This window comes from Janthinobacterium sp. GMG2 (genome assembly GCF_033949445.1).
GTDB lineage: Bacteria > Pseudomonadota > Gammaproteobacteria > Burkholderiales > Burkholderiaceae_D > Janthinobacterium > Janthinobacterium aestuarii.
The window spans coordinates 392,846-416,655 of record NZ_JAXAWA010000005.1 but is presented as its reverse complement, the minus strand read 5'-3'; the positions used below and the strand labels follow the sequence as shown (position 1 = coordinate 416,655).

The 23,810-nt window shown below is 64.2% G+C and carries 22 protein-coding genes; 6 read left to right on the top strand and 16 right to left on the bottom strand.

Annotated elements, in window-relative coordinates; translation table 11 throughout:
- Positions 1-61: 61 nt before the first annotated feature.
- From SKZ59_RS20410 to SKZ59_RS20400, 3 genes are all read left to right on the top strand, one after another.
- Positions 62-979 (top strand): LysR family transcriptional regulator, encoded by a 918-nt coding sequence (locus SKZ59_RS20410; protein WP_034757572.1) that lies wholly within the window; start codon positions 62-64, stop codon positions 977-979.
- 50 nt (positions 980-1,029) lie between these two features.
- Positions 1,030-1,560 carry an isochorismatase family protein gene (locus tag SKZ59_RS20405; protein WP_139092504.1) on the top strand — a complete coding sequence of 177 codons (531 nt, stop codon included), beginning with the start codon at positions 1,030-1,032 and terminating at the stop codon, positions 1,558-1,560.
- 105 nt (positions 1,561-1,665) lie between these two features.
- A complete protein-coding gene (locus SKZ59_RS20400; protein WP_319992782.1) occupies positions 1,666-3,537 on the top strand; it encodes a hypothetical protein in 1,872 nt (623 codons plus the stop codon).
- Positions 3,538-3,543: 6 nt separating this feature from the next.
- Here SKZ59_RS20400 and SKZ59_RS20395 read toward each other — a convergent pair whose 3' ends face one another.
- The 3 genes from SKZ59_RS20395 to SKZ59_RS20385 form a co-directional block, all read right to left on the bottom strand.
- Positions 3,544-4,707: a DUF1624 domain-containing protein gene (locus tag SKZ59_RS20395; protein ID WP_319992781.1), complete on the bottom strand. Its 1,164-nt coding sequence runs from the start codon at positions 4,705-4,707 to the stop codon at positions 3,544-3,546.
- A 107-nt stretch (positions 4,708-4,814) separates the two neighbouring features.
- Complete coding sequence (locus SKZ59_RS20390) at positions 4,815-6,917, bottom strand: TonB-dependent siderophore receptor (protein WP_319992780.1); 2,103 nt, start codon at positions 6,915-6,917, stop codon at positions 4,815-4,817.
- 54 nt (positions 6,918-6,971) lie between these two features.
- Positions 6,972-7,892, bottom strand: coding sequence for a LysR family transcriptional regulator (locus tag SKZ59_RS20385; protein WP_319992779.1), 921 nt, complete (start codon positions 7,890-7,892; stop codon positions 6,972-6,974).
- A 118-nt stretch (positions 7,893-8,010) separates the two neighbouring features.
- On the opposite strand from SKZ59_RS20385, the gene SKZ59_RS20380 reads away from it, so the two are divergent.
- Positions 8,011-8,997, top strand: a complete 987-nt coding sequence (locus SKZ59_RS20380; RefSeq protein WP_319992778.1) for a zinc-dependent alcohol dehydrogenase family protein — start codon at positions 8,011-8,013, stop codon at positions 8,995-8,997.
- 71 nt (positions 8,998-9,068) lie between these two features.
- Positions 9,069-9,392: a tetratricopeptide repeat protein gene (locus tag SKZ59_RS20375; RefSeq protein WP_319992777.1), complete on the top strand. Its 324-nt coding sequence runs from the start codon at positions 9,069-9,071 to the stop codon at positions 9,390-9,392.
- Between the two features lie 6 nt (positions 9,393-9,398).
- On the opposite strand, the gene bla is transcribed toward SKZ59_RS20375, so the two are convergent.
- From bla to SKZ59_RS20315, 12 genes are all read right to left on the bottom strand, one after another.
- The gene (bla, locus tag SKZ59_RS20370; RefSeq protein WP_319992776.1) at positions 9,399-10,361 is read right to left on the bottom strand and encodes a subclass B3 metallo-beta-lactamase; all 963 of its coding nucleotides are present in this window, start codon (positions 10,359-10,361) and stop codon (positions 9,399-9,401) included.
- Positions 10,362-10,417: 56 nt separating this feature from the next.
- Positions 10,418-12,175 carry a M56 family metallopeptidase gene (locus tag SKZ59_RS20365; RefSeq protein ID WP_319992775.1) on the bottom strand — a complete coding sequence of 586 codons (1,758 nt, stop codon included), beginning with the start codon at positions 12,173-12,175 and terminating at the stop codon, positions 10,418-10,420.
- The gene (locus SKZ59_RS20360; protein ID WP_034757543.1) at positions 12,172-12,564 is read right to left on the bottom strand and encodes a BlaI/MecI/CopY family transcriptional regulator; all 393 of its coding nucleotides are present in this window, start codon (positions 12,562-12,564) and stop codon (positions 12,172-12,174) included. The genes SKZ59_RS20365 and SKZ59_RS20360 overlap by 4 nt, the downstream gene beginning before the upstream one ends.
- A 61-nt stretch (positions 12,565-12,625) precedes the next feature.
- Entirely contained in the window at positions 12,626-14,146 is a 1,521-nt protein-coding gene (locus tag SKZ59_RS20355; RefSeq protein ID WP_319992774.1) for a hypothetical protein, read from the bottom strand.
- Positions 14,147-14,219: 73 nt separating this feature from the next.
- Positions 14,220-15,566, bottom strand: a complete 1,347-nt coding sequence (locus SKZ59_RS20350) for a DUF3422 family protein (protein WP_034757534.1) — start codon at positions 15,564-15,566, stop codon at positions 14,220-14,222.
- Between the two features lie 121 nt (positions 15,567-15,687).
- Positions 15,688-16,896: a multidrug effflux MFS transporter gene (locus tag SKZ59_RS20345; RefSeq protein WP_319992773.1), complete on the bottom strand. Its 1,209-nt coding sequence runs from the start codon at positions 16,894-16,896 to the stop codon at positions 15,688-15,690.
- Entirely contained in the window at positions 16,893-17,579 is a 687-nt protein-coding gene (locus tag SKZ59_RS20340) for a CerR family C-terminal domain-containing protein (RefSeq protein WP_319992772.1), read from the bottom strand. The genes SKZ59_RS20345 and SKZ59_RS20340 overlap by 4 nt, the downstream gene beginning before the upstream one ends.
- A gap of 121 nt (positions 17,580-17,700) precedes the next feature.
- Entirely contained in the window at positions 17,701-18,171 is a 471-nt protein-coding gene (locus SKZ59_RS20335) for a copper chaperone PCu(A)C (RefSeq protein ID WP_152546547.1), read from the bottom strand.
- A gap of 19 nt (positions 18,172-18,190) precedes the next feature.
- Positions 18,191-18,787, bottom strand: coding sequence for an SCO family protein (locus SKZ59_RS20330; protein ID WP_034757529.1), 597 nt, complete (start codon positions 18,785-18,787; stop codon positions 18,191-18,193).
- Between the two features lie 62 nt (positions 18,788-18,849).
- Positions 18,850-19,236 carry a DUF2946 domain-containing protein gene (locus tag SKZ59_RS20325; protein ID WP_219328339.1) on the bottom strand — a complete coding sequence of 129 codons (387 nt, stop codon included), beginning with the start codon at positions 19,234-19,236 and terminating at the stop codon, positions 18,850-18,852.
- Between the two features lie 36 nt (positions 19,237-19,272).
- Positions 19,273-19,866 (bottom strand): hypothetical protein, encoded by a 594-nt coding sequence (locus SKZ59_RS20320; protein ID WP_139248381.1) that lies wholly within the window; start codon positions 19,864-19,866, stop codon positions 19,273-19,275.
- 62 nt (positions 19,867-19,928) lie between these two features.
- Positions 19,929-20,630: a Crp/Fnr family transcriptional regulator gene (locus SKZ59_RS20315; protein WP_413774580.1), complete on the bottom strand. Its 702-nt coding sequence runs from the start codon at positions 20,628-20,630 to the stop codon at positions 19,929-19,931.
- A 114-nt stretch (positions 20,631-20,744) separates the two neighbouring features.
- Here SKZ59_RS20315 and SKZ59_RS20310 point away from each other — a divergent pair, with 114 nt between their 5' ends.
- A complete protein-coding gene (locus tag SKZ59_RS20310) occupies positions 20,745-22,379 on the top strand; it encodes an acyl-CoA synthetase (RefSeq protein WP_319992771.1) in 1,635 nt (544 codons plus the stop codon).
- A gap of 13 nt (positions 22,380-22,392) precedes the next feature.
- On the opposite strand, the gene SKZ59_RS20305 is transcribed toward SKZ59_RS20310, so the two are convergent.
- Positions 22,393-23,799, bottom strand: a complete 1,407-nt coding sequence (locus tag SKZ59_RS20305) for an MFS transporter (protein WP_319992770.1) — start codon at positions 23,797-23,799, stop codon at positions 22,393-22,395.
- Positions 23,800-23,810: the final 11 nt, after the last annotated feature.

The following is a 23,810-nucleotide window of genomic DNA, read 5'->3' as shown; positions in this document are numbered from 1 at the left end:
TATGCGCTCAAGTGAAATTAATGCATAATTCCTTTGCAAAAATGCACAGAGAGGGTTTGCCATGCTCGATTGGGACAATGTACGGGTCTTCCTGGAACTGACGCGCAGCGCCGGCCTCGTCGATGCGGCGAAAAAGCTGGGCATCGACCACTCCACCGTGTCGCGGCGCATGCGCAAGTTCGAGGAGCAGGTGGGCACGCAGCTGTTCGACCGCAACTACGTGGGCTACCAGTTGACACCCGAGGGCCACCGCCTGATGGAATACGCGGAAACCATGGAAAGCACGGTGTTTGCCGCCACCGAGGAACTGGGCGAACATAATCGGCTGCTGTCGGGCCAGGTGCGCCTGGGCGCCACCGAGGGCTTCGGCGCCATCGTGCTGGCGCCCCATCTGGCGCAGTTTTGCGGCAGATACCCTCACATCAGCGTGGACCTGATCGCCGTGCCCCGTTTCGTCAGCCTGTCCAAGCGCGAGGCGGACGTGGCCATTTCCATCGAGCGCCCCCTGTCCGGCCCGTACGTGGTGACGAAGCTGTCCGACTACCGGCTGAAACTGTACGCCACGCCAGCCTACCTGGCGCGTCACGCGCCGATCACCAGCGTGGCGCAACTGGCGCAGCACCCGATCATCGGCTACGTGGATGACCTGGTCTTCAGTTCGGAACTGCGCTACATGGACAACGTGGCGCCCGACTCCCTGCGCGCGTTTCGCAGCACCAGCGTCATCGCCCAGTACCACGCGGCGCGCGCGGGCCAGGCGCTGGCGATCTTGCCCTGCTTCGTGGCCCAGCAGTCGAACGAACTGGTGCCCGTGCTCGACGGCGAAATCGACCTGCTGCGCGCCTTCTGGATGATCTCGCCCAGCGAACGGCGCAATATCGCCCGGGTCAGCGCCCTGTGGAATTACCTGCGCAGCGCCATCGATTTGAACCACGCTTACCTGATGGGCGAAACGGCCACGCCCAGCTGGCCAGCTTGAGCACGCTGCGGCGCGCTACACTGTCGCCACATACTAATAAGGAGAACGCCATGCTGATGGATGCGAACCAGGCCGTGCTGGTCATTGTCGACCTGCAAGGCCGCTTGATGCCGGCCATCCACGATGCGGGCCTCGTGCTGGCACAAAACCTGCGCCTGGCAAAGATCGCCCGCCTGCTCGACGTGCCCGTGCTGGGCACGGAACAGAACCGCCAGGGACTGGGGCCAAACGTGGAAGAGATCGCCGCCCTGTGCGAACGGACCTTGCACAAGACGCATTTCGGCGCCTGTTTTGACGGCTTGCAGCAGATGCTGCCCGCCGGGCGCAAACAGATCGTCGTCACGGGGTGCGAAGCCCATGTGTGCATGCTGCAGACGGCCATCGGCCTGCTGGAACTGGGCTACGAAGTGATCATCGCCATCGACGCCGTCGGTTCGCGCCAGGGAGCCAGCCGCGACGCGGCGCTGGCCCGCCTGGGCAAGCTGGGCGCCCATCTGGTGACGGTGGAGATGCTGGCCTTCGAATGGCTGCGCGACTGCAAGCACCCGCGTTTCCGCGAGGTATTGGCGCTGATCAAATAGCCATACTTTTACGCAGGATCAAGCCCGACCGCTGCCCATTTGCTAGCTTGGTAACAGCGCCGCCATTCCGGGCGGCGCGCCGTCCACATCAGCAAGGGAGCCATCATGGCCTATATCCTGCGAGGCAAGCTATGCGGCTTGATCTGTGTCGAGTGTCCTGAAGCCTTGTCCCACGTCATCGTGCGCCTGTACCGGCCGCGCGAGTCGCAAAACGTCACGGCCCTGGCCATGGCCAGCGCCAAGGAAACCTTCGCCATCCTCACCGACGAGGAAGTGCAGGCGAAAGCGCCGTTCCTGCTGGCGGAAGCGCGCACGGACGAGGACGGCAACTACAGTTTCACCCTGGACGGCGATTACCAGGGCGAGGCCGTGGAAGTCGATATCCTGTGCCCTACCGTGCCGCGGCTGAAACCGGGGCCGAAAGACCCCGTGCCGCTGCAGTTTTCCATCACCACCATCCAGCCCCGCTGGCGCCAGGTCGAGAACGACTTCCTCGCCATCTGGGACTATTGCCTGCCGCAACGCTTCTGGTGCCTCGTACGCGCCCGCTTCGGCGCCTGGACCATCTGCGGCCGGCTGCGCACCTGCGACGCTCCCCACGCGCCCATCGCCGGCGCCACCGTGCGGGCCTTCGACGCCGACTGGCTGCAGGACGATGCGCTCGGCGTCGCGGTGACGGACGCCAGCGGGCGCTTCCGCATCGACTACCTGACGTCGGACTTCACCTTGACGCCTTTCTCTCCGTTCATCAACGTGGAATTCGCCAGTGGACCCGACGTGTATTTCACGGCGCAGCTGGGCAGCGTCACCATCCTGTCGGAAACGCAGGCCAACGGCCGGCAGCCAGGGCGCGAAAACGTGGGTCACTGTTTCTGCGTGGAATTGTGCTCGAAAGACGTCTTGCCGCCCGACGTGGAAGGCGTGCCCCACTGGCAGCAGGTGGAAATCTTCGACATCCACCCGTTTCCCTCGCTGGCCGGCTTTTCCGCGCAAGGCTATGCGGGCGGCCCCGGCGCCTCGTATGTATTCGCCGGCGGCGTCACCCTGAAGGGCAATTGTCCGCTGCGCAACAGCGCCATTCCCGCCAACCCGCTCGAATACCGTTTCCTCATCGGCGAATGGTCCTGGCCCGGCGGCAGCGACGACCCGACGGCCATCCCCCCGGTCGCGCCCGCCAACCTGGCGCCGTTGACGCAAATCCTCGGCACGCACGTCGGCTATGTGTTTTATACGAACGGACTGGGTCTCGGCGATTCAGCGCCCGTCATCATCGATGCGGGCGACTTGAAACCGGGCGGCTGGATACGGGTGGACGGCAAGCCCGTCACCGTGGACATGCGCGACGGCACGACGTCCATCGTCAACGTGGCGCCCAGCATCTTCCTGCGCACGTTCGACTTGCTGACCGTGAATACGCCGGCCATCACGAGCTTGCACCCGGCCAAGCTGCCGGGCGGCTTGCCCATCCTCGACGCGGGGCGCAGCTTGACGGCGGCCGAGAGCGAACCGATACGCCGCTACCGCCTGGGCTTCGAAGTGCGCGACGGTATCAGCCTGGCCCTCGTGGCCACGGACGGGCTCGATTCCATCGTCTTCGACAACTCGCCCGTCATCGTGGCGCTGGACCTGGAAGAGTTGCGCAGCAATGCCTGCAACCCCATCGCGGGCGGCCTCGTGCATATCTTGTACACGATCGACCACCCGCATCTGCGCTTTTTCAATGTCACGATTTCCAACAACAACGGCATCACGCACCCGCCGCCACCGCTGCCGGCCGCCAGCTTCACGCCGCCGCCACCGTCCAGCAACTATCTGTTCCGTGGCGGCGCGGGCGGGCCGCATTTATCGGGCAACAATGGCGGCTTCCCCGTCAACGTGGCGCTCGATCCGCCGTGCGCCTACCGGGTGGCCATCGGTTGGCAGACGCGGCATTACCTGGCATCGTCGCACAGCATTGATCGTCTCTACTGCAAGTAGGCGAGCTCAGAAGTAACGCACCCAGGCCTGTTTCGAGGTGCGCTTGTAACTGGCAAACGCGCGGCAAGGAAAGTACAGCACGGGCATCAGGGCCAGCGCGATCAGCCACACTTGCCAGATGTGCTCGACGCCAAAACGGTTGCCATGGTTGGCGCCCAGCACAGCCGTCAAGGTAGTGCCGATGAGCAGCAGCAGATACAGGTGCAGCAAATAATAGAACATGGGCGCGCCGCCAAAGGTGGCGCAAGCCCGCGTAAACCAGTTATCGACGCTTTCCAGCCAGGCCATGCCCAGCAAGCCCAGGCCCAGGGTGAACAGCAAAAAGTCCAGCGACGGCGGATACTTGGTGAAGTTCAGCATACTCATGGCCGTGCGCAAGGCAGTGTCGCCGGCCACCCACGGCAAAGTTTCGCCATACAGATTGAAGCCGCGCAACACAGCCAGCAGCAGCAAACTGCCGCCGCCCAGCGCCAGCAGCAGGCGACGCCGTCCTTCGGCAGACAGCCCGCGCGCATACAGGGGCCCGGCTGCATAGCCGAGCACGATCACGCCTATCCACGGCAGCAGCGGATAGCTGACCTTGATTTTCATGGCGCCATCGGCGACCAGATAACCGCGTTGCAGCAGCACCGTCAGCAGATAGTAGCCAAGGCTGCCCTCTTCCGCGTGCAGCCAGGTAAACAAATGCTGGCCGGCGATAATCGCCACGCCCAGCACGACCAGCACTTTCAACGGCAGCTTGTGCAGCACGGCCAGCGCCATCATGGCCAGACCGATGACCCAGATCACCTGCAGATACAGGATCGCCGGCGTGAAAGTGCCCATCCAGGCAAAGTTGACGAACACCAGTTCCAGCACGACGAGCAGCAAGCCCCGCTTGAACAAAAAGCCGGTAGCACTGCGCGGAGCGGCGGCCGGATGCGCATACAGCCAGGCCGACAAACCCGTCAAAAAGACGAACATGGGCGCGCATACGTGGGCGGCCAGGCGCGTGAAGAACAGGGCCGGGTCGACGTGGGCAGCATCCATCGGGTCGCTGACCTGGTGATGCAGAAAGAACGTTTCGCGCACATGGTCGAACAGCATGATCAGCATGACGAGGCCACGCATGACGTCGATGACGGCGATGCGGGCGCGCAGGATGGCGGGGGAAATCAGGGAAGCAGTCATTTATTCATTTTTAATGTAAGGGTAAGAATAGCATGCGTACCCCAACGGCAGAAACTGGGGTCGGACCTTAAGGTCCGACCCCAGCACTTTGCTGTTGGGTGAATACATCAAAACCGGTAATGCGCATTCAACGTCACCGTGCGCTCCGCCCCCGGCGCCACCCACAGCTGGCTATAGGAACTCGCATAATAGCTGCGGTTGAACAGGTTTTCCACGTTCAGCGCCAGGCGCAGTTTCGCCGTCGGCGAGTACGATGCCAGCAGCTTGGCCGTCGTGTAGGCCGGCAGAGTAAATTTGCTGCTGACGGCGACGTCGCCCAGACGCTCGCCCACGTATTGCAGGCCGCCGCCCACGCTGGCCGTGCCCGTGCCCAGCGCGAATTGCTGCGTGGCCAGCAAGTTGGCGCTGTGGCGCGGCACGTTGGCGAAGCGGCTGCCCGTCACGATCGTATTGTCGCCGCGCGTGACGGTGGCATTGGTGTAGGCATAGGCGCCCGAGACGCGCAAGCCGCGCGCCATTTCGCCCGACACGTCGAGCTCCAGGCCCCGGCTGCCCACCTCGCCCGCCGCGATGGCGAAGTCCGTGTTGGCGGGATTGGTCGTCAGCACATTGCTCTTACGGATGTCGTACACGGCCACGGTGCCCGTCAGCTTGCCCGTTTCCAGCTTGGCACCCAGCTCATACGAGCGGCTGCGCTCGGCCGGGAACGCCTGGTTGGCTATGCTGATGCCGCTGTTGGGCCGGAAACCCTTGGCCGCGCTCGCATACAGCGACCACGCCTTCGTCGGCTGGTAGACGAGGCCCGCGCGGGGGCTGGTGGCCGACAGCGACTGGCGGTTGCTCACCTGCAGGCGATTGTTCCTCACATCCTGCGTGTAGCTATCGTGGCGCACGCCGACCAGCGCCTTCCATTGCGCACCCAGGTCGATCTGGTCCTGCGCATACAGGCCACGCGCCCTTTGCCCTTCCTGCGTGTCGATGGACAGGGCCAGCGGATCGGCCTTGCCGCCGTACACGGGATTGAAAATATCGATGGCATAGGCATTCGCGGCCGAGGGATTGCGGCGCAGCTGCACGCGGTGGTCATCGAAATGATAGGCATCGACACCGGCCAGCACCTCGTGCGCCAGCGCGCCCGTCCCGAACTTGCCCAGCACTTCAACGCGTGCCGACACGTCGGTGGCCGAAAAATCGCGGTGGCGGCGCTGGCGGTTCAAGGTGCGGCCATCGGCCAGCAGCCTGTTCGCCTCGGTCGAATAGCCGGTCAATTCGCTGTCGCGGTAGGACGCGCCCGCCTGCACCGTCCAGTCGTCGGACAAGGCGTGGTGGATGAACAGCTGCTGCCCCAGCGACTTGACCGTCATGGGGCCGTCGCCCGGCTCACCCAGGAAGCGCGACACTGGCACGGCCCCCAGTTGACCATTTACGGCCACCACGCCCCGGTCGAACGGCGCGCGCTGCCGCACGGCTTCGATTTCATACGACACGGTCGTGTGCTCGCCCACCAGCCAGAGGAAGGACGGCGAAAACAGGCTGCGCTCGACTTTCAAAGTATCGCGGAAGCTGTGCCCTTCTTCATGCGCCGCGTTCAGGCGGTAGGCGATGTTGCCGCTCAAGGGTCCCGTCAAATCGATGGCGGCGCGGCGCGTCTGGAAGCTGCTGAGCGATACATCGGCGCTGTATTCCGGCGCGAACTTCGGCTTTTTCGTCGTGATGTTCACCGTGCCGCCCGGCTCGCCCCGGCCGTACAGGGCCGACGCGGGGCCTTTCAGCACTTCCACTGCCTGCGTATTGCCGCCGTCGCGCATGCCGTTGTAGCCGCGGCTGGAACTGAAACCGTTGACCATGTAGTCGGAACCGAAATTCGGGTCGCCCGTGAAGCCGCGCATGGCGTAGCTGTCCCACAGGCCGCCCAGCGGGCTTTGTTTTGCAATGCCGCTGGCCAGGTCCAGCGCGCCGGCCAGGGTCGTCACGCCCGCGTCGCGCAGCAAGTCGCCGGTCAGCACGCGCACGCTTTGCGGCAAGTCCATCAGCAAGGCATCCGTCTTGGTGGCGCCCGTGGCGGACAGGCTGCGGTAATGCTGGCGCTCGGCCTTGACGGTGACGACGTCCTGCGCGTCGGGCTGGTCGGCGGCAGGATCGGCTGCCAGCGCCAGGGGGCTGGCGGTGGCCAGCAAGAGCGCCATGGGGCGGCGTAAAAACACGGACATGGGATTCCTGACAATGGGCAATTCAATGCAATAGGCTTGCATTATAATTGATAATCAATTCTCATTAAAGCCTTCATCAAACATCTGCGCCAAAAACTCCACGAACACCTGCACCTTGGCTGCGCGCAGCTGGCGCGGGTGGAACAGCGCCCACAGGCCCGGCCCCCGCGTGCGGAATGCTTGCAGCACGGGCACGAGGCTGCCTTCACGCAGCGGCTGCAGCACGGAAACCGACAACGCCTGCACGATGCCGCAACCGGCCTGGGCGGCGGCGATCATCGATTCGATATGGTCGAAGGCCAAGGCGGCCGGCGGCGTGTGCGCATATGCCGCGTCGCCCGCCTCTCCTTCCATGGCCTGGAACAGCCAGGGCCGCACCTGGCGCGATTTCGGATACAGGAAATGCAGGCAGGCAAACTGGTCCAGCTCCTGCGGCGTGCGCGGCAGGCCATGCCGGGCGACAAAGGCGGGCGAGGCGCAGCACAGATAATCCATGTTCAGCAGGCTGCGCGCGACCAGCGACGAATCCTGCGGTTCGCCGATGCGCAGCATCACGTCGATGCCCTCTTCCACCATGTCGACCAGGCGGTCGCTGACCGTCAGGCGCAGGGAAATGTCGGGATAAGCGGCCATAAAGCGGGGCAAGGCGGGCGCCACGAGGTTGCGGCTGATGCTGCTGGGCATATCCACGCGCAAGCTGCCCGAAGGTTTCCCGGCCGCTTGTTCAAGACTGGACTCCAGCGCCGCCATATCGGCCAGCATCTGGCGCGCCTGCGCGTGGCATTGCCGGCCTTCGGCCGTCAGCGACATGCTGCGCGTGGTGCGCTGCAAAAGGCGCACGCCGAAGTGTTTTTCCAGCGCCGCCACCTGATTCGTCACGGACGAGGTTGAAATGCCCAGGCGCTGCGCCGCCTTGCTGAAACCGCCCGCCTCGACCACGGCGCAAAACACCTGCATCGCTTCCAGCCTGTCCATGCACTCCCTCCTGTTTGACTATGATTATCCACGATATCGAAATAGTGCATGGGGCCGCGCCCCGTTTTTCTTTGTGCCGTCACCGCCTAGACTGGGGCATCAACCACAGGAGAATTCCATGCAAGCCCTCGTCCTCACCAGCTTTGCCGCCCCCATGAGCATCGCACACCTGCCCGTGCCGCAGCCCGGCCCCGGGCAAGTCCTCGTGCGCATCGCCGCCAGCGGCGTCAATCCGCTCGACACGAAAATCGCGGCCGGCGCCGCCCCGCACGCCCGGCCCAGCCTGCCCGCCATCCTCGGCATCGACGTGGCCGGCACCGTGGAAGCCGTCGGCGATGGCGTGACGACTTTTCACGTTGGCGCAACAGTGTACGGCATGGCGGGCGGCATCGGCGGCATCCAGGGCTCGCTGGCCGAGTACGGCGTGTTCGACGTCGCCCTGCTGGCGCCCGTGCCGCTTGGGCTGAGCATGCGCGAAGCGGCCGCCCTGCCCCTCGTCTTCATCACGGCTTGGGAAGGGCTGGTCGATCGTGCCCACGTGAAGGCGGGAGACAGCGTACTCGTGCATGGCGGCGCGGGCGGCGTGGGCCACATGGCCGTGCAGCTCGCCGTGGCCCTTGGCGCCACGGTGTTTGCCACGGGCAGCGCCGCCAGCCGCGACGCCATCGAGGCGCTGGGCGCGCGCTTCATCGATTACCGGACCAGCACGGTGGACGACTACGTGGCCGAATACACGGGCGGCGCCGGCTTCGACATCGTCTACGACACGGTGGGCGGCGCCACCCTGGACGCCAGCTTCCAGGCGGCACGCCTCTACGGCGGCCACGTCGTCAGCTGCCTCGGCTGGGGCACGTTCGCGCTGAGCCCGCTGACGGCGCGCGCGGCGACGTACTCGGGCGTGTTCACCCTGCTGCCCCTGTTGAGCGGTGAGCATCATGCGCGCCATGGCGCCATCCTGCGCGAAGCTAACAAGTTAATCGAGGCGAGCAAGCTGCAGGTGCGGCTCGATCCACGCCGCTTTACCTTGCACACGGCGCACGATGCGCACGCGGCGCAGACGGACGGCAGCGCGCGCGGCAAGCTGGTGGTAGAGGTGCGGGATTGAACGCGGGCTTGTTACTTGCAAGCGGAAACGTTAATATACAAGAATAAACTTGCATATTAACGGAGCTCTTGATGCGTGAAAATCTGGAAAAACTGCTGGCGCAGGGGCGCGACAACGCGCTGCTGCGCTTTGGCCTGGGAGATGCCTGCCTGAAAGACCATGACGCCGAGCAAGCAGCCCTGCACCTGGCGCAAGCCACCGTGCAGCAGCCCGGATATTCCGCCGCCTGGAAACTGCTGGGCAAGGCCTTGCACCAGCTGGGCCGGCTGGACGAAGCGCAGGCCGCGTGGACCACCGGCGTGACCGTGGCCCAGCAGCAAGGCGACCTGCAAGCCGTCAAGGAAATGACGGTGTTCCTGAAACGCCTGCACAAACAGCGGCAGGCGACAGAGTAAAAAAACTTAATGCACGTGCGCGGCGCCCTTGGCGTCAAGAGGCGCCGCTTCGCCCCGCTCTTTCGCCAGGCGCTTGGCCAGCAAGCCGCCCGCTTCGGCCGCATAGGCGCGGCAGGCGCTGGCGTCGATCAGGGGATTGTCCGATCCGCTGCGTCTGGCGGCCTTGCCCAGCACGTCCGTCGTGCCCGGATGCACGGGGATGATGATGTCGCATGGCAAGGCAGCCACCTTGGCGATACTCGCTTCGAACGAGGCCGAGATATCGGGCGTGCCGCCTTTGCCCGCGCCTTTGCCCGTATAGCGGAAATCGCCGCTCGCATATGGGTTCAGGCTATCCGCATACACGACGTCCAGGCAGCGCTGGCCTTCGCATGACGTCCACGTCCACGTCGTGCCGCCGGGAGTGTGCCCTGGCGTCATGTGGGCCGTCAGGGTCAACGGTCCCAGCTTGACGGTATCGCCCTCGGCCACCAGGCTGACCTTGCTTACCTTGGATACATGCACGACGGGATTGGCCTGGTACTGCGGATCGTCCTTGCCATTGGTGCCGCTTTGCAGCACGGGCGCGGCCGCTGCGCTGGCCATCACGGTGGCGCCGCTGGCCCGCTGCAGCGCGGCAATGCCGCCCGCATGGTCCCAATGCGCGTGGGAATTGAGGATGTATTTCACGTCCTCGATGCGAAAGCCCAGCGCCTTGATGTTTGCGATGATCAACGGCGCCGATTGCGGCAGCGCGCCATCGAGCAGGATATGGCCTTGCGGACTCGTCACCAGCACGGCCGACAGGCCGGCCGTGCCCACATACCAGGTATTGCCAAATACATTGAACGGCTTGACGGGCGCGTTCCATTCCTTGCAATTGTCGCAATTAACCGGTTTATCCTGCACAGTCGCCGGCGTCTTCGCCTGCCCCGTACCAGCCGCCATGGTCGCAACCGTAGCCAGCATCAACTTCGCCAATAGTGTCATCTTCATCTCCAGAGTGTAAAAAAAGGCGCCCGCACTGGCGCGCCGGGGGGGGGGTATCAATGCATGCGACCGGTCCTGTCGGCCAGGGTGTCGCGGATGTGTCCCGCGTCGAGCGAGCGGCGCTGTGCGCCGTCGGCGTCCAGCAGTACGACGGTGACGTGCTTGCCGCCGCTGCGCATGCGCATGCTCAGGCAGCTGCCCGCCTCGTGGCTGCTGCCCGTCTTGGACAGCACAATGTCCCAGCCCTTGCCACCGACCAGCGGGTTGGTGTTGTGCAAGGTGCGTGTCTTGCCATTGACGGCCACGCTCGCTTGCGGGTGGCTGGTGATGCGCGCGATGTCCGGATAGCGCGCGGCGGCCGCGACGATCTTCGCCACCTCGCTGGCCGTGGAGGTATTCGCTGGCGAACTGCCGACGGGGTCCAGCAAGGTGGTATGGCGCAAGCCCAGGTGGCGGATCTTCGCTTGCAAGGCGTCATTAAAAGCCGCGCTGCCGCCAGGATAAGTGCGCGCCAGCGCGGCGGCGGCGCGGTTTTCGGACGGCAGCAGCGCCAGTTGCAACAGCGCGCCGCGCGACACGGCCACGCCATCGGCCAGCAGGCTGTGGCGCTGCAAGGACGCCTCGCCATCGGCGCGCACGATGCGCACTTGCTCATCCCTATCCTGCCCCGCGTCGAGCACCACCATGGCCGTCATCAGCTTGGTGATCGAGGCGATGGGCACGACGGCGTCCGCGTCTTTCGCCATCAGCACCTTGCCGCTGGCGTCATCGAACACCAGCATGTGTTTCGCGCTGACGGGCAAGTCCAGCATGCCGGCTGCGGCTTCGGCCAGGATCGCCCCGCTGACTTCGGGCTTGCCCTGCGTCTGCAGCAGCAAGGTGGCGCAGGCCAGCAGCAAGGCGGGCACGGCCATCTTCCAGCTGCCGGTATCAAGGCCGGGCGCCATCAAGCGTTCTATGCGCGTGAGCAATGCCCCGCCCCGGGCCGACATCAGCAAGCCGGAGTGCTGCGGCGCCGCCGTCTGCAGGGACAAGGCATGCAGCGCCGTGGCCAGCCGCTGCGGATCTTGCAGCGCTTGCGCAGCCAGGGCGTCGGCCACCTGTTCGCGCTCGGCCCGCATGCGCGCCGACAGCCACCAGACGACAGGGTGAAAGAACAGCAGCGCCTCGGCCACGCTTTGCAGCAGGTTGACCAAGTAATCCCAGCGCCGCACGTGGGCCAGCTCATGCGCCAGCAGCGCTTCGAGCAAGGCGACGGGCATGCCGCTCAGCAAGGCGGTCGGCAGCAGGATGACGGGGCGCCAAAAGCCCACCGTCACAGGACTGGCCAAGCCCGCATGCAGCTTCAGCGGCGGCCGCCGCTGCAAGCCCATGCGCTGCGCCAGCGCATCGAGGCGCGCCTGCCAGATGGCCGGGGCGGCCACGGCCTGGCGGCGCAGCTTGCCGACCCAGGCCAGGCCCAGGCACAGGCGCAAGCTCATCAGGCCAACGCCGGCGCTCCAGGCCAGCACCAGGGCCGGCATCCACGCTTGCAGCGCGGCGCGCCAGGCGGGCGGCGCGTCCACCGGCAGCTGGGCTGGCGATGTGCCGGACAGGAGCGAGAGCAGATGGACGGTGGGAATACACAGGCATAGCAGCAGCGCCAGCGCGCAGACGGCATAGCGCCAGCGGGCACTGGCATGGCGCAGCAGCCACAGCAGGACGGCGGACACTGCGCCGACGATCATGCCCTGCCAGACAAAATACAGCAGCACCCAGCCCAGCGCAGGGACAAGCTTGCCCAACTCAACGCCCAAGCCCATGTCCAGGTTCATGGCGCGCCGCCGTCCTTGCTGCGCAGGATTTTTTCAATTTCCAGGCGTTCCGCGTCGCTCACGTGCTCGCGCAGCGCCGTCAGCACGAGCGCCTTGCCGGAACCGGAAAACACCTTGCCGATCAAGTCCTTGAGCAAGCTGGTCTGTAACTTTTCCTGCGCTTCGACGGCCGCATACAGCTGGGGACGCTGGCTTTCATCGCGGCTCAGCAAGCCCTTGCCATGCATCAGCTGCAACTGGCGCAGCACGGTGGCGTAACTGGCGTCGGCGCGCTCGGCGGCCAGGGCGTCATACACGGCGCGGGCGTCGGACGGACCGCGCTGCCACAAGATGCGCAGCAGGTCCAGTTCGGCGGCCGTGGGATGGGGAGTGGAGGTATTTTTTAACATGCCGCCAGAATACCGATTCTAGAACTCGATGTCTAGAACTTTTTTTCTAGTTCGTGAAAAACTAAAATTCGCGCAAGCGGTCGAACAAGTCCAGCAATGCCGCCTCATCGACGAGCGCCGCACCCTGCCCGCCCAATTGCTGCCGCAACTGCGCCAGCAGTTCCGCCAGTACCGTGTAGATTTCCTCGCGCTCGACCGTCTCGATGATGCTCGCACGCCGCTCGATCTTGTTGAATACATCGACATAGGCGGTGACCATCGTCTCCAGCGCGGCTGTCGCCGCCGTCGCCTCCATGGCCACATCGATGCCGCGCGTCACGGCCAGCATGTTCTTGTAGGCCAGCGCCGCCTTTTTTGCATACGCAGGAGAGATATGTTCGCGGCCATCCCAGTCGCGGAACGGGTTGAGCAGGTTGTCCGCCAGCCATTCCGGCTTGCGCGCCTTGGTCACCGACAAGTCCAGTCCCAGCGCCGCAGCCCTCTTGTAGCCGGTCTTGATGGCCTTGGCCACATCGGCCGGCAAGCTGGTCAGCCACAAGGCCGACAGCTGCGGCAATTGCGTGGCCGATGGAAACTCCTCCGCTGTGTAACCGAACAGGTCATAGGCGGTGAACATCTGCAGCTGGCTCAGCTGCGCCAGGCTGGCTATCTGCGACGCCAGCCCCGGCTTGCCCCAGATGCGCAAGGCCGTCAGATGGGGAAAGCGCCGCGCCACTTGCGCCAGGTCGACTTCCTTCATGCTCACCAGCGACAGGCCGCCCAACTGGCCGAGGCCGTGGAACGGCGCCAGCGTCTGCGTGCACTGCAGTGTCAAATGGCGGCCGTCGGCGCCATCGTCGATGCGCAGCGCCGGCGATGGCGCACCGCGCAACGCGAGCAGGCTCAAGCCTTTGTTCAAGACCAGGCTGGTAACGCCATCGGACTGCAGGATCAGCCGGTTCAAGCCGCTGCCGCTGAAATCGAGCGCATGCACCGTCGATGATTGCCAGTGCAGCTCATTGATGAAGGGGTTGCCCTGGATAAACTCCATCAAGGCTTGCGAGCCATCGGCGGTCTCGATCGACATCAGGCAAGGCAGTTGCTCCAGCTCGGATATGTCGCCCAGCGCCTGCAAGACACTGTCATCGATTTTCGTCGCGTCCTGCCGCAAGACCTGGCCGCCGACGGTTACTTCACGCTCGTCCGACGCCGCCTTGAATTGCTGGCGCCGCAACGGGTCGATGCGCTCCCAGTTGCGCTGGCGCAGCACGCTGTCGCCCACGTTCCAGCCGCTGCGGTAGCTGTTGACTTCCACATCGACCAGCGGCGCGATATTGCCCACGAGAGTATGGCCAGGCGGCACGTTTGCCGTGGCATAGCAGTGGTCGTGGCGGTTATTCCAGAAGAAATAGTCGCACAGCAGCGGCCGCATGGCTTGCACGGCCGCCGCATCGGGCAAGGCGTCGCCGGTCCAGTCCAGCTCCAGCACGGCAGCTACCGGCCTGGACGAGGACGCATCCTTGATGCGGGTGACCTGGCAAGCCACATACTGCTGCAGCTCGGACGAAAACACACTGTAAACATCGCCAACATTCGGTAGCACGCAACTTCCTTTCAAAACACCTGACGGTCGAATGTTGAAAGATAGCAAATATGACAGCGCAGCGTCGTCCTGTTCAGTCCGCGTGCAGCTTGTGGTGCATGCGGCGCAGGCCCAGCCAGACGGCGGCCGCCACGAACGGCACCAGGGCGCCGACGAGGATTTCCGGATTCACGGGCAGTCCCATCACCTTGGCCGCCTTGCCCGTATAGCTGAACAGGCCGATCACGTAATAGGAAATGGCGGCAACCGACAGGCCTTCCACCGCCTGCTGCAAGCGCAGCTGCTGCGCCGCGCGGGCGTTCATCGATTGCAGGATTTGCCGGTTCTGCAATTCCTGCACGATGCCAACGCGCGTGCGCAGCAAGTCATTCGTGTTGGCAATGCGCTGCGCCATCGCTTCCTGGCGGCTCGCCATCGCTTCGCACGTGTTCATGGCCGGTGTCAGGCGGCGGTCCATGAATTCCTCAACCGTCGGGATGCCTTCGATACGCACTTCGCGCAACTCGTCGATGCGCGCCTTGACGAGGCCCATGTAGGCTTTCGACGCGGAAAAACGGTAGCTATTGTCGAGTGAAAGCTTTTCAATGCGGGCGGCCAGGCGCGTGATGCGGTCGAGCAAGCCTTGCTCGGAGACACCGTCGTCGCTCTTGGCCAGGCCCGGTGCGTCGTCCGTGTCGACCATGGCGGCGGCCAGGGTCGCCAGTTCGTTTTCGATGGCATTCAACGATGGTGCCGCCTGCATGGCGTAGGGCAAGCCCAGCAACGCCATCATGCGGTAGGTTTCGATTTCCAGCACGCGCTGCACCAATCGGCCCGACTGCTGCGAACGCATGCCCGCATCGCGGATGACGAAACGGCTGAAACCGTCCGACTGGATCGTGAAATCCGTCCACAACTCTCCGCCCTGCAGCACCTTGCTGCCGGCCAGGGTATTGCCCTCGAACACGCGCGACAAACCCTGCATGAAGATCTCGGCAGGCTCGGTCGCCTGCTCGAGCACCACGTGGGCCGCCACCATCAGCTTGCCCTTCAAGCCCACCAGCCATTGCTGCGGCAATTGCTCCAGGGGCATGCGCTCGAACGCCTGTTCCAGGGGCAAGGCGGCACCAGGATGCTCGGCAAAGGTAAACGTGGCAAATTCCGTGTGGCATTCCCATTTCAGGCGGAAGCGGCCAAAATCGTAATAAAAATACTTGGCTTCGGTGCTAGGGGGCGTGACGCCGAAATGCGTGCACAGGGCCGCCAAGGTGGCGTGCTGGGCCGCCATATTCGACGCGCCAGTCACCGCGCTGTCATCTTTATACACGGCCAGATGGGTGATCAGTTCGGGGGCATCGAGCTGCAAAAACGGCCGCGAGTGGATTTCCGCAGCCAGCGGCACGCGCAAGGCGTGGTTCAAACTGGAGTTAATCAAGTGCATGATAGCCAAAGGTAAAGTTGCAAAACTGCTTAGACCCAAGCGCGTGCTGCGCTGACGCAGCAGGGGTCTGATTGTCACAGTGTAACAAAGCAGGAAGCATGCCTACCTTTTCAAACCCCGCTCATGCCGCTTTGGCAACCCCGGTAGCACCGTGCGCTGCGGTGTGGCGCGTACCCAGCCACCAGAGAAACGCGGCCAGCACCACGGCCGAGGCTTGCCCCAGCGCCAGCTTGAATGCGCTGTCGAACAGCAATGGTGCGACAAAACCGGACACCAGCGCAAACACCAGCATTTGCACGAAGTTTTGCAAGGAGGCGGCCAGGCCCCGCATCTGGGGGAATATGTCGAGCGTCGACATGGTCATGCCCGGCAAGGCCAGCGACATGCCGAACGCATACAGCATCACGGGCACGACGGCGAAAGGGATGCTGGCCGCGAACCAGTGGTTGTAAGCAATATTGAGCGCGCCCGTGGCCGCCATGGCCAGCAAGCCCCAGCGCACCAGCACGGTGCTTTTCACCGCGTGGGCCAGCTTGCCCGACAGCGCCGAACCGCCCACCAGGCCCGCCACCATGGGGATGAACATCCAGCCGAACGCCGTTTCCGGCAGGCGCAGCAGTTCCAAAATAAAATGCGGTGCCGACGCGATGTACAGGGCGAAGCCGCCAAAGGCGAAGGCCACGGCCAGCGAACGCAAGAGGAAAGCCCGGTGGCGCAAGGCCAGCCAGTAATTGCGCGCGATGTTGCCCGGATGAAAAGGCTGGCGCTGTTCGACAGCCAAACTTTCCGGCAAGCCTTTCAGGCAGGCCAGCAACAGCAGCACGGTGACGGAAAAGGTGAACACGAACGTCGATTGCCAGCCGTAGGCCACATGCAGCCAGCCGCCGATGATGGGGGCGATGGCGGGCGCGATGCCGAACACCATCATGATATTGGCCAGCATCTTTTGCGCGGCCGCGCCCGACAGGCTGTCGCGCACGATGGCTTGGCCGATCACCCTGCCCGCCCCCGCCGAGGCGCCTTGCATGCCGCGGAAGAACAGCAGCCAGCCAAAGCTGGGCGCGAACGCGGCGCCGATGGAGCCCACGGCAAAGATCAGTAGGGAACCCAGGATCACGGGACGGCGGCCAAACGAGTCGGACAAGGTGCCGTAGAACAAGGTCATGAAGGCATAGGCGGCCAGGTAGACGCTCAGGGTCTGCTGCACCAGCACGCTGCTGACGTCGAAATGCGTGCCGATCGCGGGGAACGATGGCAAGAAGGTATCGGTGGCGAACGGGCCCAGCATGGCCAGCCCGGCCAGCACGAGGGTCAGGTTTCTGGTCTTCATGCGTCCGCCTGCGCAGCATATTGGCGGCACAAGCCGTCGAGGGCCGCCAGCGAAAACGCGGCGACATGCCGCGCGATGCTGGCGGTGCCCGCCTCGTCATAGGTGATCTCGGGCGCCACCAGCTCATGCACGATGCGCGAACGGGCATAGAACACGGCCTGGCCGATCACGCTGAACACGCATTTCTGCACCACGTCGTCGGGCATGGCCGGCCCCACTACGCCACGGATCAGGCGAGTGAACAGCGCATGCTGCGGCCGCACATTGCGCTCGGCCAGCTTGTGGATGGCCGCCGTCGGCTCGATCAGTTCGCGCGCCACCAGGCGGCTGAACAGGGATGCGGAACCGGAGCGCAGCATGTCGGAGACGAGCGCCTCGATAGCCAGGCGCAACTGTTCCACGGGCGGCAGCTGCGCCTGCGCGCTGGCGGCGGCCACGTCCGCAGCCGAGGCGCGCGCCAGTTCGCGCGCATGGTCGAAGGCAGCCAGATACAGCTCTTCCTTGCCATGAAAATAGTAATTGACCATCGCCACGTTGACGTGGGCCGCCTCGCAGATCCTGCGCACGGACGCGAGCTTGTAGCCCTCATCGGCAAACAGCTGGACGGCCGCCTGCAGGATGCGCGCACGCGCCGGTTCGCTCTGTTTCTCGCTTTCTTTCTCGATTTTATTGTCTTGCGTCATGCCATTCCCATCATTTAAACGGCTGTTTAATATTGTGCGGAATTATATCAAACAAGCGTTTAACTTTCAGGCGGACGCAAAAAAGCCCGGCGCACCGGGCTTCTGGCCAAAATGATGGCGATCAGTGCTTCATGGCAGGCATCGGGGCCGAGGTGGCGCCCAGCGGACGCGCCACGGCATTGACTTCGATGGTTTCACGGCGCTTGTCCTCGCCTTCGACGACGAGGGTCAGCGGAATCTTGTCGCCCGCCTTCACTTGTCCTTTCAGGTCCAGCAGCATGACGTGGTAGCCGCCCGGCTTCAGTTCGACGGCCTTGCCGGCTGGCAAGGTGATTTCCTTGACCTGGCGCATGCGCATCATATTGTCCGCCATGCTCATTTCATGGATTTCCGCCACGCCGGCCACGGACGAGCGCACTTCCAGCAAACGCATCGCTTTCGGTGCCGTGATCTGCATGAAGGCGCCCGTGGCTTTTTGCTGCGGCACGGTGGCGCGCACCCACGGGTCAGAAATCTGCACGCTGGTTTGTGCGACGGCGGAGAAGGACAGCACGGTCAGGGCCGTGGCCAGCAGGGTTTTCAAATGGGTCATGATTATTTCCTCGCGATGGTTATAAGGTGTATTTCGATTTCATCAGGGTCTTGATGTCCTGCACGCACTCGTCGCCCGTCAGCTGGTGTTTCAAGCCCAGGCGCATGCGCCCTTCCGTATCGAGCACATAGCTGATGGCCGTGTGGTCCATCGTGTACGAGCTGCCGCTCGGTACGCGGCGGTAGAAGACCTTGTAATTGAAGGCCGTCTGCGCCGTGTTCTTCGGGTCCGTGCGCAAGCCGAGGAAGCTGGGGTCGAAGGCGCGCATGTACTCGCCCAGCAACTCGGGGGTATCGCGCTCGGGGTCGATGCTGATGAAGATCACTTGCAGTTTATCGGCATCCGGCCCCAGCTTCTGGCGGATTTCCAGCGCGCGCGACAGTGCTGTCGGGCACACGTCCGGGCATTGCGTGAAGCCAAAGAAGACCATCACATACTTGCCCTTGAAGTCGGCCAGGGTGTACACCTTGCCGTCGGGGCCGCTCAATTTGAAGTCGGGCTTGTAATCGCCTCCCGTCAAGTCGAGGCCGTTGTAATGGGGTTTCGGCGCTGGCTCGCAAGCGGCAAGCGTGAGCAATCCCGCCGTGCCGGCGAGAAGGAAAAGACGACGTTTCATGATAATTCCGGCCCGATGGGCGTAGTGGATACAGTTAAGACGTGGAAGGCGTGACTTGGGGTTCAGGCAGCCGAAGGGGGACCGCGCGGGCTGGCGGCCAGCCACGCGAACGGGGCTCGCGGCGCCTGGTAAAACAAGGGTGGATAGTCGTCGTGGCCCATGATGACGGGTAACGGCGCTGAAGACGGCGGCGGCAGGCCCACGCTGCCCGCATGGCTGATGCAGAATGGGCAATGCTCGATGTGGTGCAGCACGGAACCGGTGGTGGATGTGGCGGCAGGCGCCAGGTCGGCCTGCGTGTAGACGGCGCCGCTGGCCGAGCAGATGTCGACGGCGGCATTGTTCGCGTTCGCGTGCTGCGAAGCAAACGCATAGGACAGGGACGGCGACAGCGCATTGAGCAGTATCGCCAGGCAGGCGAACCACATGTGCCACTGTTTGCGCTTCAATAAAGATCCCATGGCCCCGATTATAACGGAGTCTGGCTATCCGGGCGCCTGGCCGCGCAGGAACAGGCTGGGGCGCACGCCGGCCACATCCACGCAGGCGTCGCAGAACGCGGGGATCGAGGAAAAACCGGAGCCGGCCGCCACTTGCGCCAGATCGCGCTCGCCGTCTTCGCCATCGGCGCCCGCTTGCGCCGCCGTGTGCAGCGCGTGTGCCAGGCGCTGTTCCCGCACCAGGCTCAGTAATGCCTCGCCTTCGGCAAACAGCCGCGCGCGGGCCTTGTGCGGCGTCACTTGCCACAGGGCCGCCAGGCGCGCCGCCGTCCATTTGCCTTGCGGCGTATCAAAGATGTGCTGGGCCAGCGCCTGGCTCCAGCGCTTGCCGCCGCCGTGGCCGCCATCGGGTTCATCATCTTCCAGCGCCAAGGTGAACACTGCCGGCTTGCCCCGCCCCGGCATCACGTCGCAGGCAAAGCGCAAGAAGGCGGGCACGACGAAACTGTCGCCGCTGGCCAGTTTCTTGGTCGTGATTTCATTGTGCAAGGTCACAAAACCCTGGCGCACGGTGACGCGCAGCCGGAGCGGAAAGCGCAAGCCCAGCAAATGCAAGGGATGATCGGAAACAAGGGCCATGCGTCAGGTCAATATGGTAAACGAGCCGCCAGCATGCCACACATCGCGCGTCCGGTCTGTCATCACAGCGACGCTACGCCATAACGGCGCAAGCCGTCGAGGTCGACGACGCGGATCGACTGGTAGGCAATGCTGATGAGTTTCAATTCGGCCAGATGGCCCAGCGCCTGGTTCACGCGCTGGCGTGAAATGCCGGTCAGCAAGCCGATTTCTTCCTGCGACAGCTCAAGCACGCTGGAGGTGCGCGGATATAGCATGGGGTGGAACAGCTGCGCGATGGCTTGCGCCACTTGCGCGTCGACGGCCAGCAGGCGCTGGTTCTGGATGGTGGCGATGAACTGGCCCATGCGTTCGTTCAGCTGGCGGATGACGAAGGCGTTAAAGGAGAGGCTCTCGGCCAGCAGCAAATGAAACAGGTCCACCGGCACGAGAACGATGCTCGACGCGCGCACGGCCACCACGTCGTAGCGGCGCAGTTCGCGCTTGAGCACGCTGCCCTCGCCGCACCAGCCGCCGGCCGGCACGCCGGAAAACGTGGCGCCGCGCCCATCGGCGTTGTAGACAGCCAGCTTGATCAAGCCCGTGTGCACGCCGATCCAGTGCACGGACGGTTCGCCGCGCCGCGTGATGACGGCGCCCGCCTCGTAATGCCGGAGCACGCTGCCGGCGCGCAACAGGGTCTGATGCCGGGGATCGAGGGCCGCGAACCAGTCGTGGCTGTCGAGTTCCGGCATCGCACGTTCTACACTATCGTTGCTATCCATTCCATCCTTCAGACCTGTCACTAAGATGACAGTGATTTTCCAGCACCGGTGCTATGCTAACCGGTATCAATCCCGAAACAGGGAGCTACAAGATTCTTTTACCAGGAGACAAGCATGACAGCTGATTTCAACACCGGCCTCGGCAAAAACAGCGCCAACTACGCGGCCCTGACCCCGCTCGACTATATCGCCAGGGCAGCCGCAGTATATGGCAATCGCCTGGCAATTGCACATGGCGCCGTGCGGCAGACGTGGCAAGAAACGTATGCGCGCACGCGCCGCCTCGCCTCGGGCTTGATCAAGCTGGGCGTGGGCACGGGCGACACGGTGGCCGTAATGCTGCCGAACACGCCCGCCATGGTGGAAGCGAGCTTTGGCGTGCCCATGGCCGGCGCCGTGCTCAATGCCCTGAATATCCGCCTCGACCTGGCCTCGCTGACCTTCATGCTGCGCCATGGCCAGGCGAAAGTCTTGCTGGCCGACACGGAATTCGCGGAACTGGCGCGCCAGATGGCAGCGCAGATTCCCGGCTTGCGCGTGATCCAGGTCAACGATGTGCTGGGCCCGGAAGTGGAAGCCTTCGCCGAGCTCGACTATGAAGCCTTGCTGGCCAGCGGCGACCCCGAGTATGACTGGCAGCCGCCCGCCGATGAATGGGATGCCATCGCCCTCAACTACACGTCCGGCACCACGGGCGACCCGAAAGGCGTGGTCTACCACCACCGTGGCGCGGCCTTGAACGCCCTGTCGAACATCCTGGAATGGGACATGCCCAAGCATGCCGTGTATCTGTGGACCTTGCCCATGTTCCACTGCAACGGCTGGTGCTTCCCGTGGACGGTTGCCGCGCGCGCGGGCGTGAACGTGTGCCTGCGCAAGTTCGAACCCAAGCTGGTGTTCGACCTGATGCGTGAACTGCGCATCACCCATTATTGCGCCGCACCCATCGTCCATGCGGCCCTGGCCAATGCGCCCGCCAACTGGCGCGAAGGAATCGACTGGACCGTGCGCGGCATGGTGGCCGGCGCGCCGCCGCCGGCGGCCATGGTGGCGAAGATCGAAGCCATGGGTTTCGACTTGATCCACTCGTATGGCTTGACGGAAGTGTATGGCCCGGCCGCCATCTGCGCCGAGCAGGATGAATGGGCCGCGCTGTCGCAGGAAGAGCGCGCCGTTTTAAAGTCGCGCCAGGGCGTGCGCTACCATCTGCAAAGCGCCGTGGCCGTGCTCGATCCGGACACCATGCAGCCGGTGGCGGCCGACGGCGAACAGATCGGCGAGATCATGTTCCGTGGCAACATCTGCATGAAAGGCTATCTGAAAAATGAAAAGGCCACGCAGGAAGCGTTCGCGGGCGGCTGGTTCCACACGGGCGACCTGGGCGTGATGTATCCGGACGGCTATATCAAGCTGAAGGACCGCAGCAAGGACATCATCATCTCCGGCGGCGAGAACATTTCCAGCGTGGAAGTGGAAGACGCGCTATATCACCATCCGCAAGTGCTGGCCGCCGCCGTCATCGCCCAGCCCGATGAAAAATGGGGCGAAACGCCATGCGCGTTTGTGGAATTGCGCGAAGGCGGCACGGTGACGGAAGCGGAGCTGATCGCCTTTTGCAAGAATAATTTGGCCGGATTCAAGGTGCCGAAAGCCATTTATTTCGGCCCCCTGCCCCGCACGTCGACGGGCAAGATCCAGAAGTTCGAACTGCGCAAGCGCATGCAGTCCGACAAGGCCATCGACGTCTGACGGCCGCGATCGCTCAGTCGCGCTTGCCGGCAAGCCACGCCGGCTGCGCCACCACCAGGCGCGAGAAGCTGGCCACGCTGGCCACAGCGGCAAACCCTGCCGCCAGGCACAGCGCAAACGTCGTGCCCCGGGTGGCGGAGACCGTGAAGCAATAGGCGACCAGCGCCGCGCCCGTGGCCTGGCCGATCAGGCGCGACGTGGCCACCACGCCGCTGGCACCGCCGGCCCGCTCGGGCGGCGCGCTGCCCATGATGGCTTTCAGATTGGGCGCCTGGAAAAAACCGAAGCCGATGCCGCACAAGGCCATGCGCCAGCCGATGTCAAAGACGCTCGGGTGAGCCGGTATCCACACGAGGGTCAGCAAGCCGCCAGCCAGCGCCGCCAGGCCAATGCCGCCCAGCACGCCCGGCGAATACCGGTCGCTCAGGCGCCCGGCGACAGGCGCCATCACGGCCACCAGCACGGCCCATGGCGTCATCAGGAAGCCCGTCTCGACGGGTGAACGGCCCAGTGTCACTTCAAAATAGAATGGCAGCGAAACGAAAGCCAGACCCTGCGCGGCAAACGTGCAGATGGCCGTCAGCGACGACAGCAGGAATAATGGACGGCGGAACAGGTCGATCGGCAGCATCGGTGCAGCGTGCCCCGCCTGGCGGCGCAGCAGCAAGATAAAAAAGATCACCACGGCCACCAGTTCCGGCAGCAAGGTTGACAGGGCCGCGTGATGGGCCGCATCGCCAAAGAGCAGAATCAGCAAACCGAAGGCGCCCACGTTGTACAGCGCCGTGCGCCCATCGAGCGTGTGGCCAGACAGTTTTGTCGCCGGCAACATGCGGCTGGCGAGGAAAAAGCCGGCTACGCCCAGCGGCACATTGATGGCAAACAGCCACGGCCACGAGGCCGTCGCCAGGATCAGCGAGGCGGCCGTGGGCCCGATGGCGAACGCGACGGCCACCACCAGCGCATTGTTGCCAAACGCGCGGCCCAGTAAATGTTTCGGATACAGCGCGCGCAGCAGCGCCGTGTTGACACTCATCATGGCGCTGGCGCCGACGCCCTGGAACAGGCGCGCCACCACCAGCGAGGGCAAGGACCAGGCCAGCGCGCAGGCGAGCGAGGCCAAGGTAAACAGAAACATGCCGGAGATGAACACGCGCCGGTAGCCGGCGATTTCGCCGAGTGCCGAGAACGGCAGCAAGGTCGCCACCATGGCCAGCTGGTATACGTTCACGATCCAGACGGAGGCGGCCGGCGTCGTGTGCAGCTCGCTGGCAATGGCCGGCAAGGCCGTGTTGGCGATCGCCGTATCGAGCGAGGCCATGCCCACGCCGATGGCCAGCGCCAGCATGGCCCATAAACGGGCGCCGGGCGGCAAGCCGTCCTCGCCCACCATGACGGCTTGCGTGTGCTGCGTCTGCATAAATACACTAC

Coding starts and splice junctions, on each gene's coding strand:
- SKZ59_RS20330 (WP_034757529.1), bottom strand. CDS start 18,787: ATGAAACGTCGTCTTTTCCTTCTCGCCGGCACGGCGGGATTGCTCACG.
- SKZ59_RS20320 (WP_139248381.1), bottom strand. CDS start 19,866: ATGGCCCTTGTTTCCGATCATCCCTTGCATTTGCTGGGCTTGCGCTTT.
- SKZ59_RS20380 (WP_319992778.1), top strand. CDS start 8,011: ATGCAAGCCCTCGTCCTCACCAGCTTTGCCGCCCCCATGAGCATCGCA.
- SKZ59_RS20410 (WP_034757572.1), top strand. CDS start 62: ATGCTCGATTGGGACAATGTACGGGTCTTCCTGGAACTGACGCGCAGC.
- SKZ59_RS20305 (WP_319992770.1), bottom strand. CDS start 23,799: ATGCAGACGCAGCACACGCAAGCCGTCATGGTGGGCGAGGACGGCTTG.
- SKZ59_RS20360 (WP_034757543.1), bottom strand. CDS start 12,564: ATGTTAAAAAATACCTCCACTCCCCATCCCACGGCCGCCGAACTGGAC.
- SKZ59_RS20310 (WP_319992771.1), top strand. CDS start 20,745: ATGACAGCTGATTTCAACACCGGCCTCGGCAAAAACAGCGCCAACTAC.
- SKZ59_RS20345 (WP_319992773.1), bottom strand. CDS start 16,896: ATGAAGACCAGAAACCTGACCCTCGTGCTGGCCGGGCTGGCCATGCTG.
- SKZ59_RS20385 (WP_319992779.1), bottom strand. CDS start 7,892: ATGGACAGGCTGGAAGCGATGCAGGTGTTTTGCGCCGTGGTCGAGGCG.
- bla (WP_319992776.1), bottom strand. CDS start 10,361: ATGACACTATTGGCGAAGTTGATGCTGGCTACGGTTGCGACCATGGCG.
- SKZ59_RS20365 (WP_319992775.1), bottom strand. CDS start 12,175: ATGAACCTGGACATGGGCTTGGGCGTTGAGTTGGGCAAGCTTGTCCCT.
- SKZ59_RS20350 (WP_034757534.1), bottom strand. CDS start 15,566: ATGCACTTGATTAACTCCAGTTTGAACCACGCCTTGCGCGTGCCGCTG.
- SKZ59_RS20335 (WP_152546547.1), bottom strand. CDS start 18,171: ATGACCCATTTGAAAACCCTGCTGGCCACGGCCCTGACCGTGCTGTCC.
- SKZ59_RS20395 (WP_319992781.1), bottom strand. CDS start 4,707: ATGACTGCTTCCCTGATTTCCCCCGCCATCCTGCGCGCCCGCATCGCC.
- SKZ59_RS20375 (WP_319992777.1), top strand. CDS start 9,069: ATGCGTGAAAATCTGGAAAAACTGCTGGCGCAGGGGCGCGACAACGCG.
- SKZ59_RS20405 (WP_139092504.1), top strand. CDS start 1,030: ATGCTGATGGATGCGAACCAGGCCGTGCTGGTCATTGTCGACCTGCAA.
- SKZ59_RS20390 (WP_319992780.1), bottom strand. CDS start 6,917: ATGTCCGTGTTTTTACGCCGCCCCATGGCGCTCTTGCTGGCCACCGCC.
- SKZ59_RS20400 (WP_319992782.1), top strand. CDS start 1,666: ATGGCCTATATCCTGCGAGGCAAGCTATGCGGCTTGATCTGTGTCGAG.
- SKZ59_RS20315 (WP_413774580.1), bottom strand. CDS start 20,630: ATGGATAGCAACGATAGTGTAGAACGTGCGATGCCGGAACTCGACAGC.
- SKZ59_RS20340 (WP_319992772.1), bottom strand. CDS start 17,579: ATGACGCAAGACAATAAAATCGAGAAAGAAAGCGAGAAACAGAGCGAA.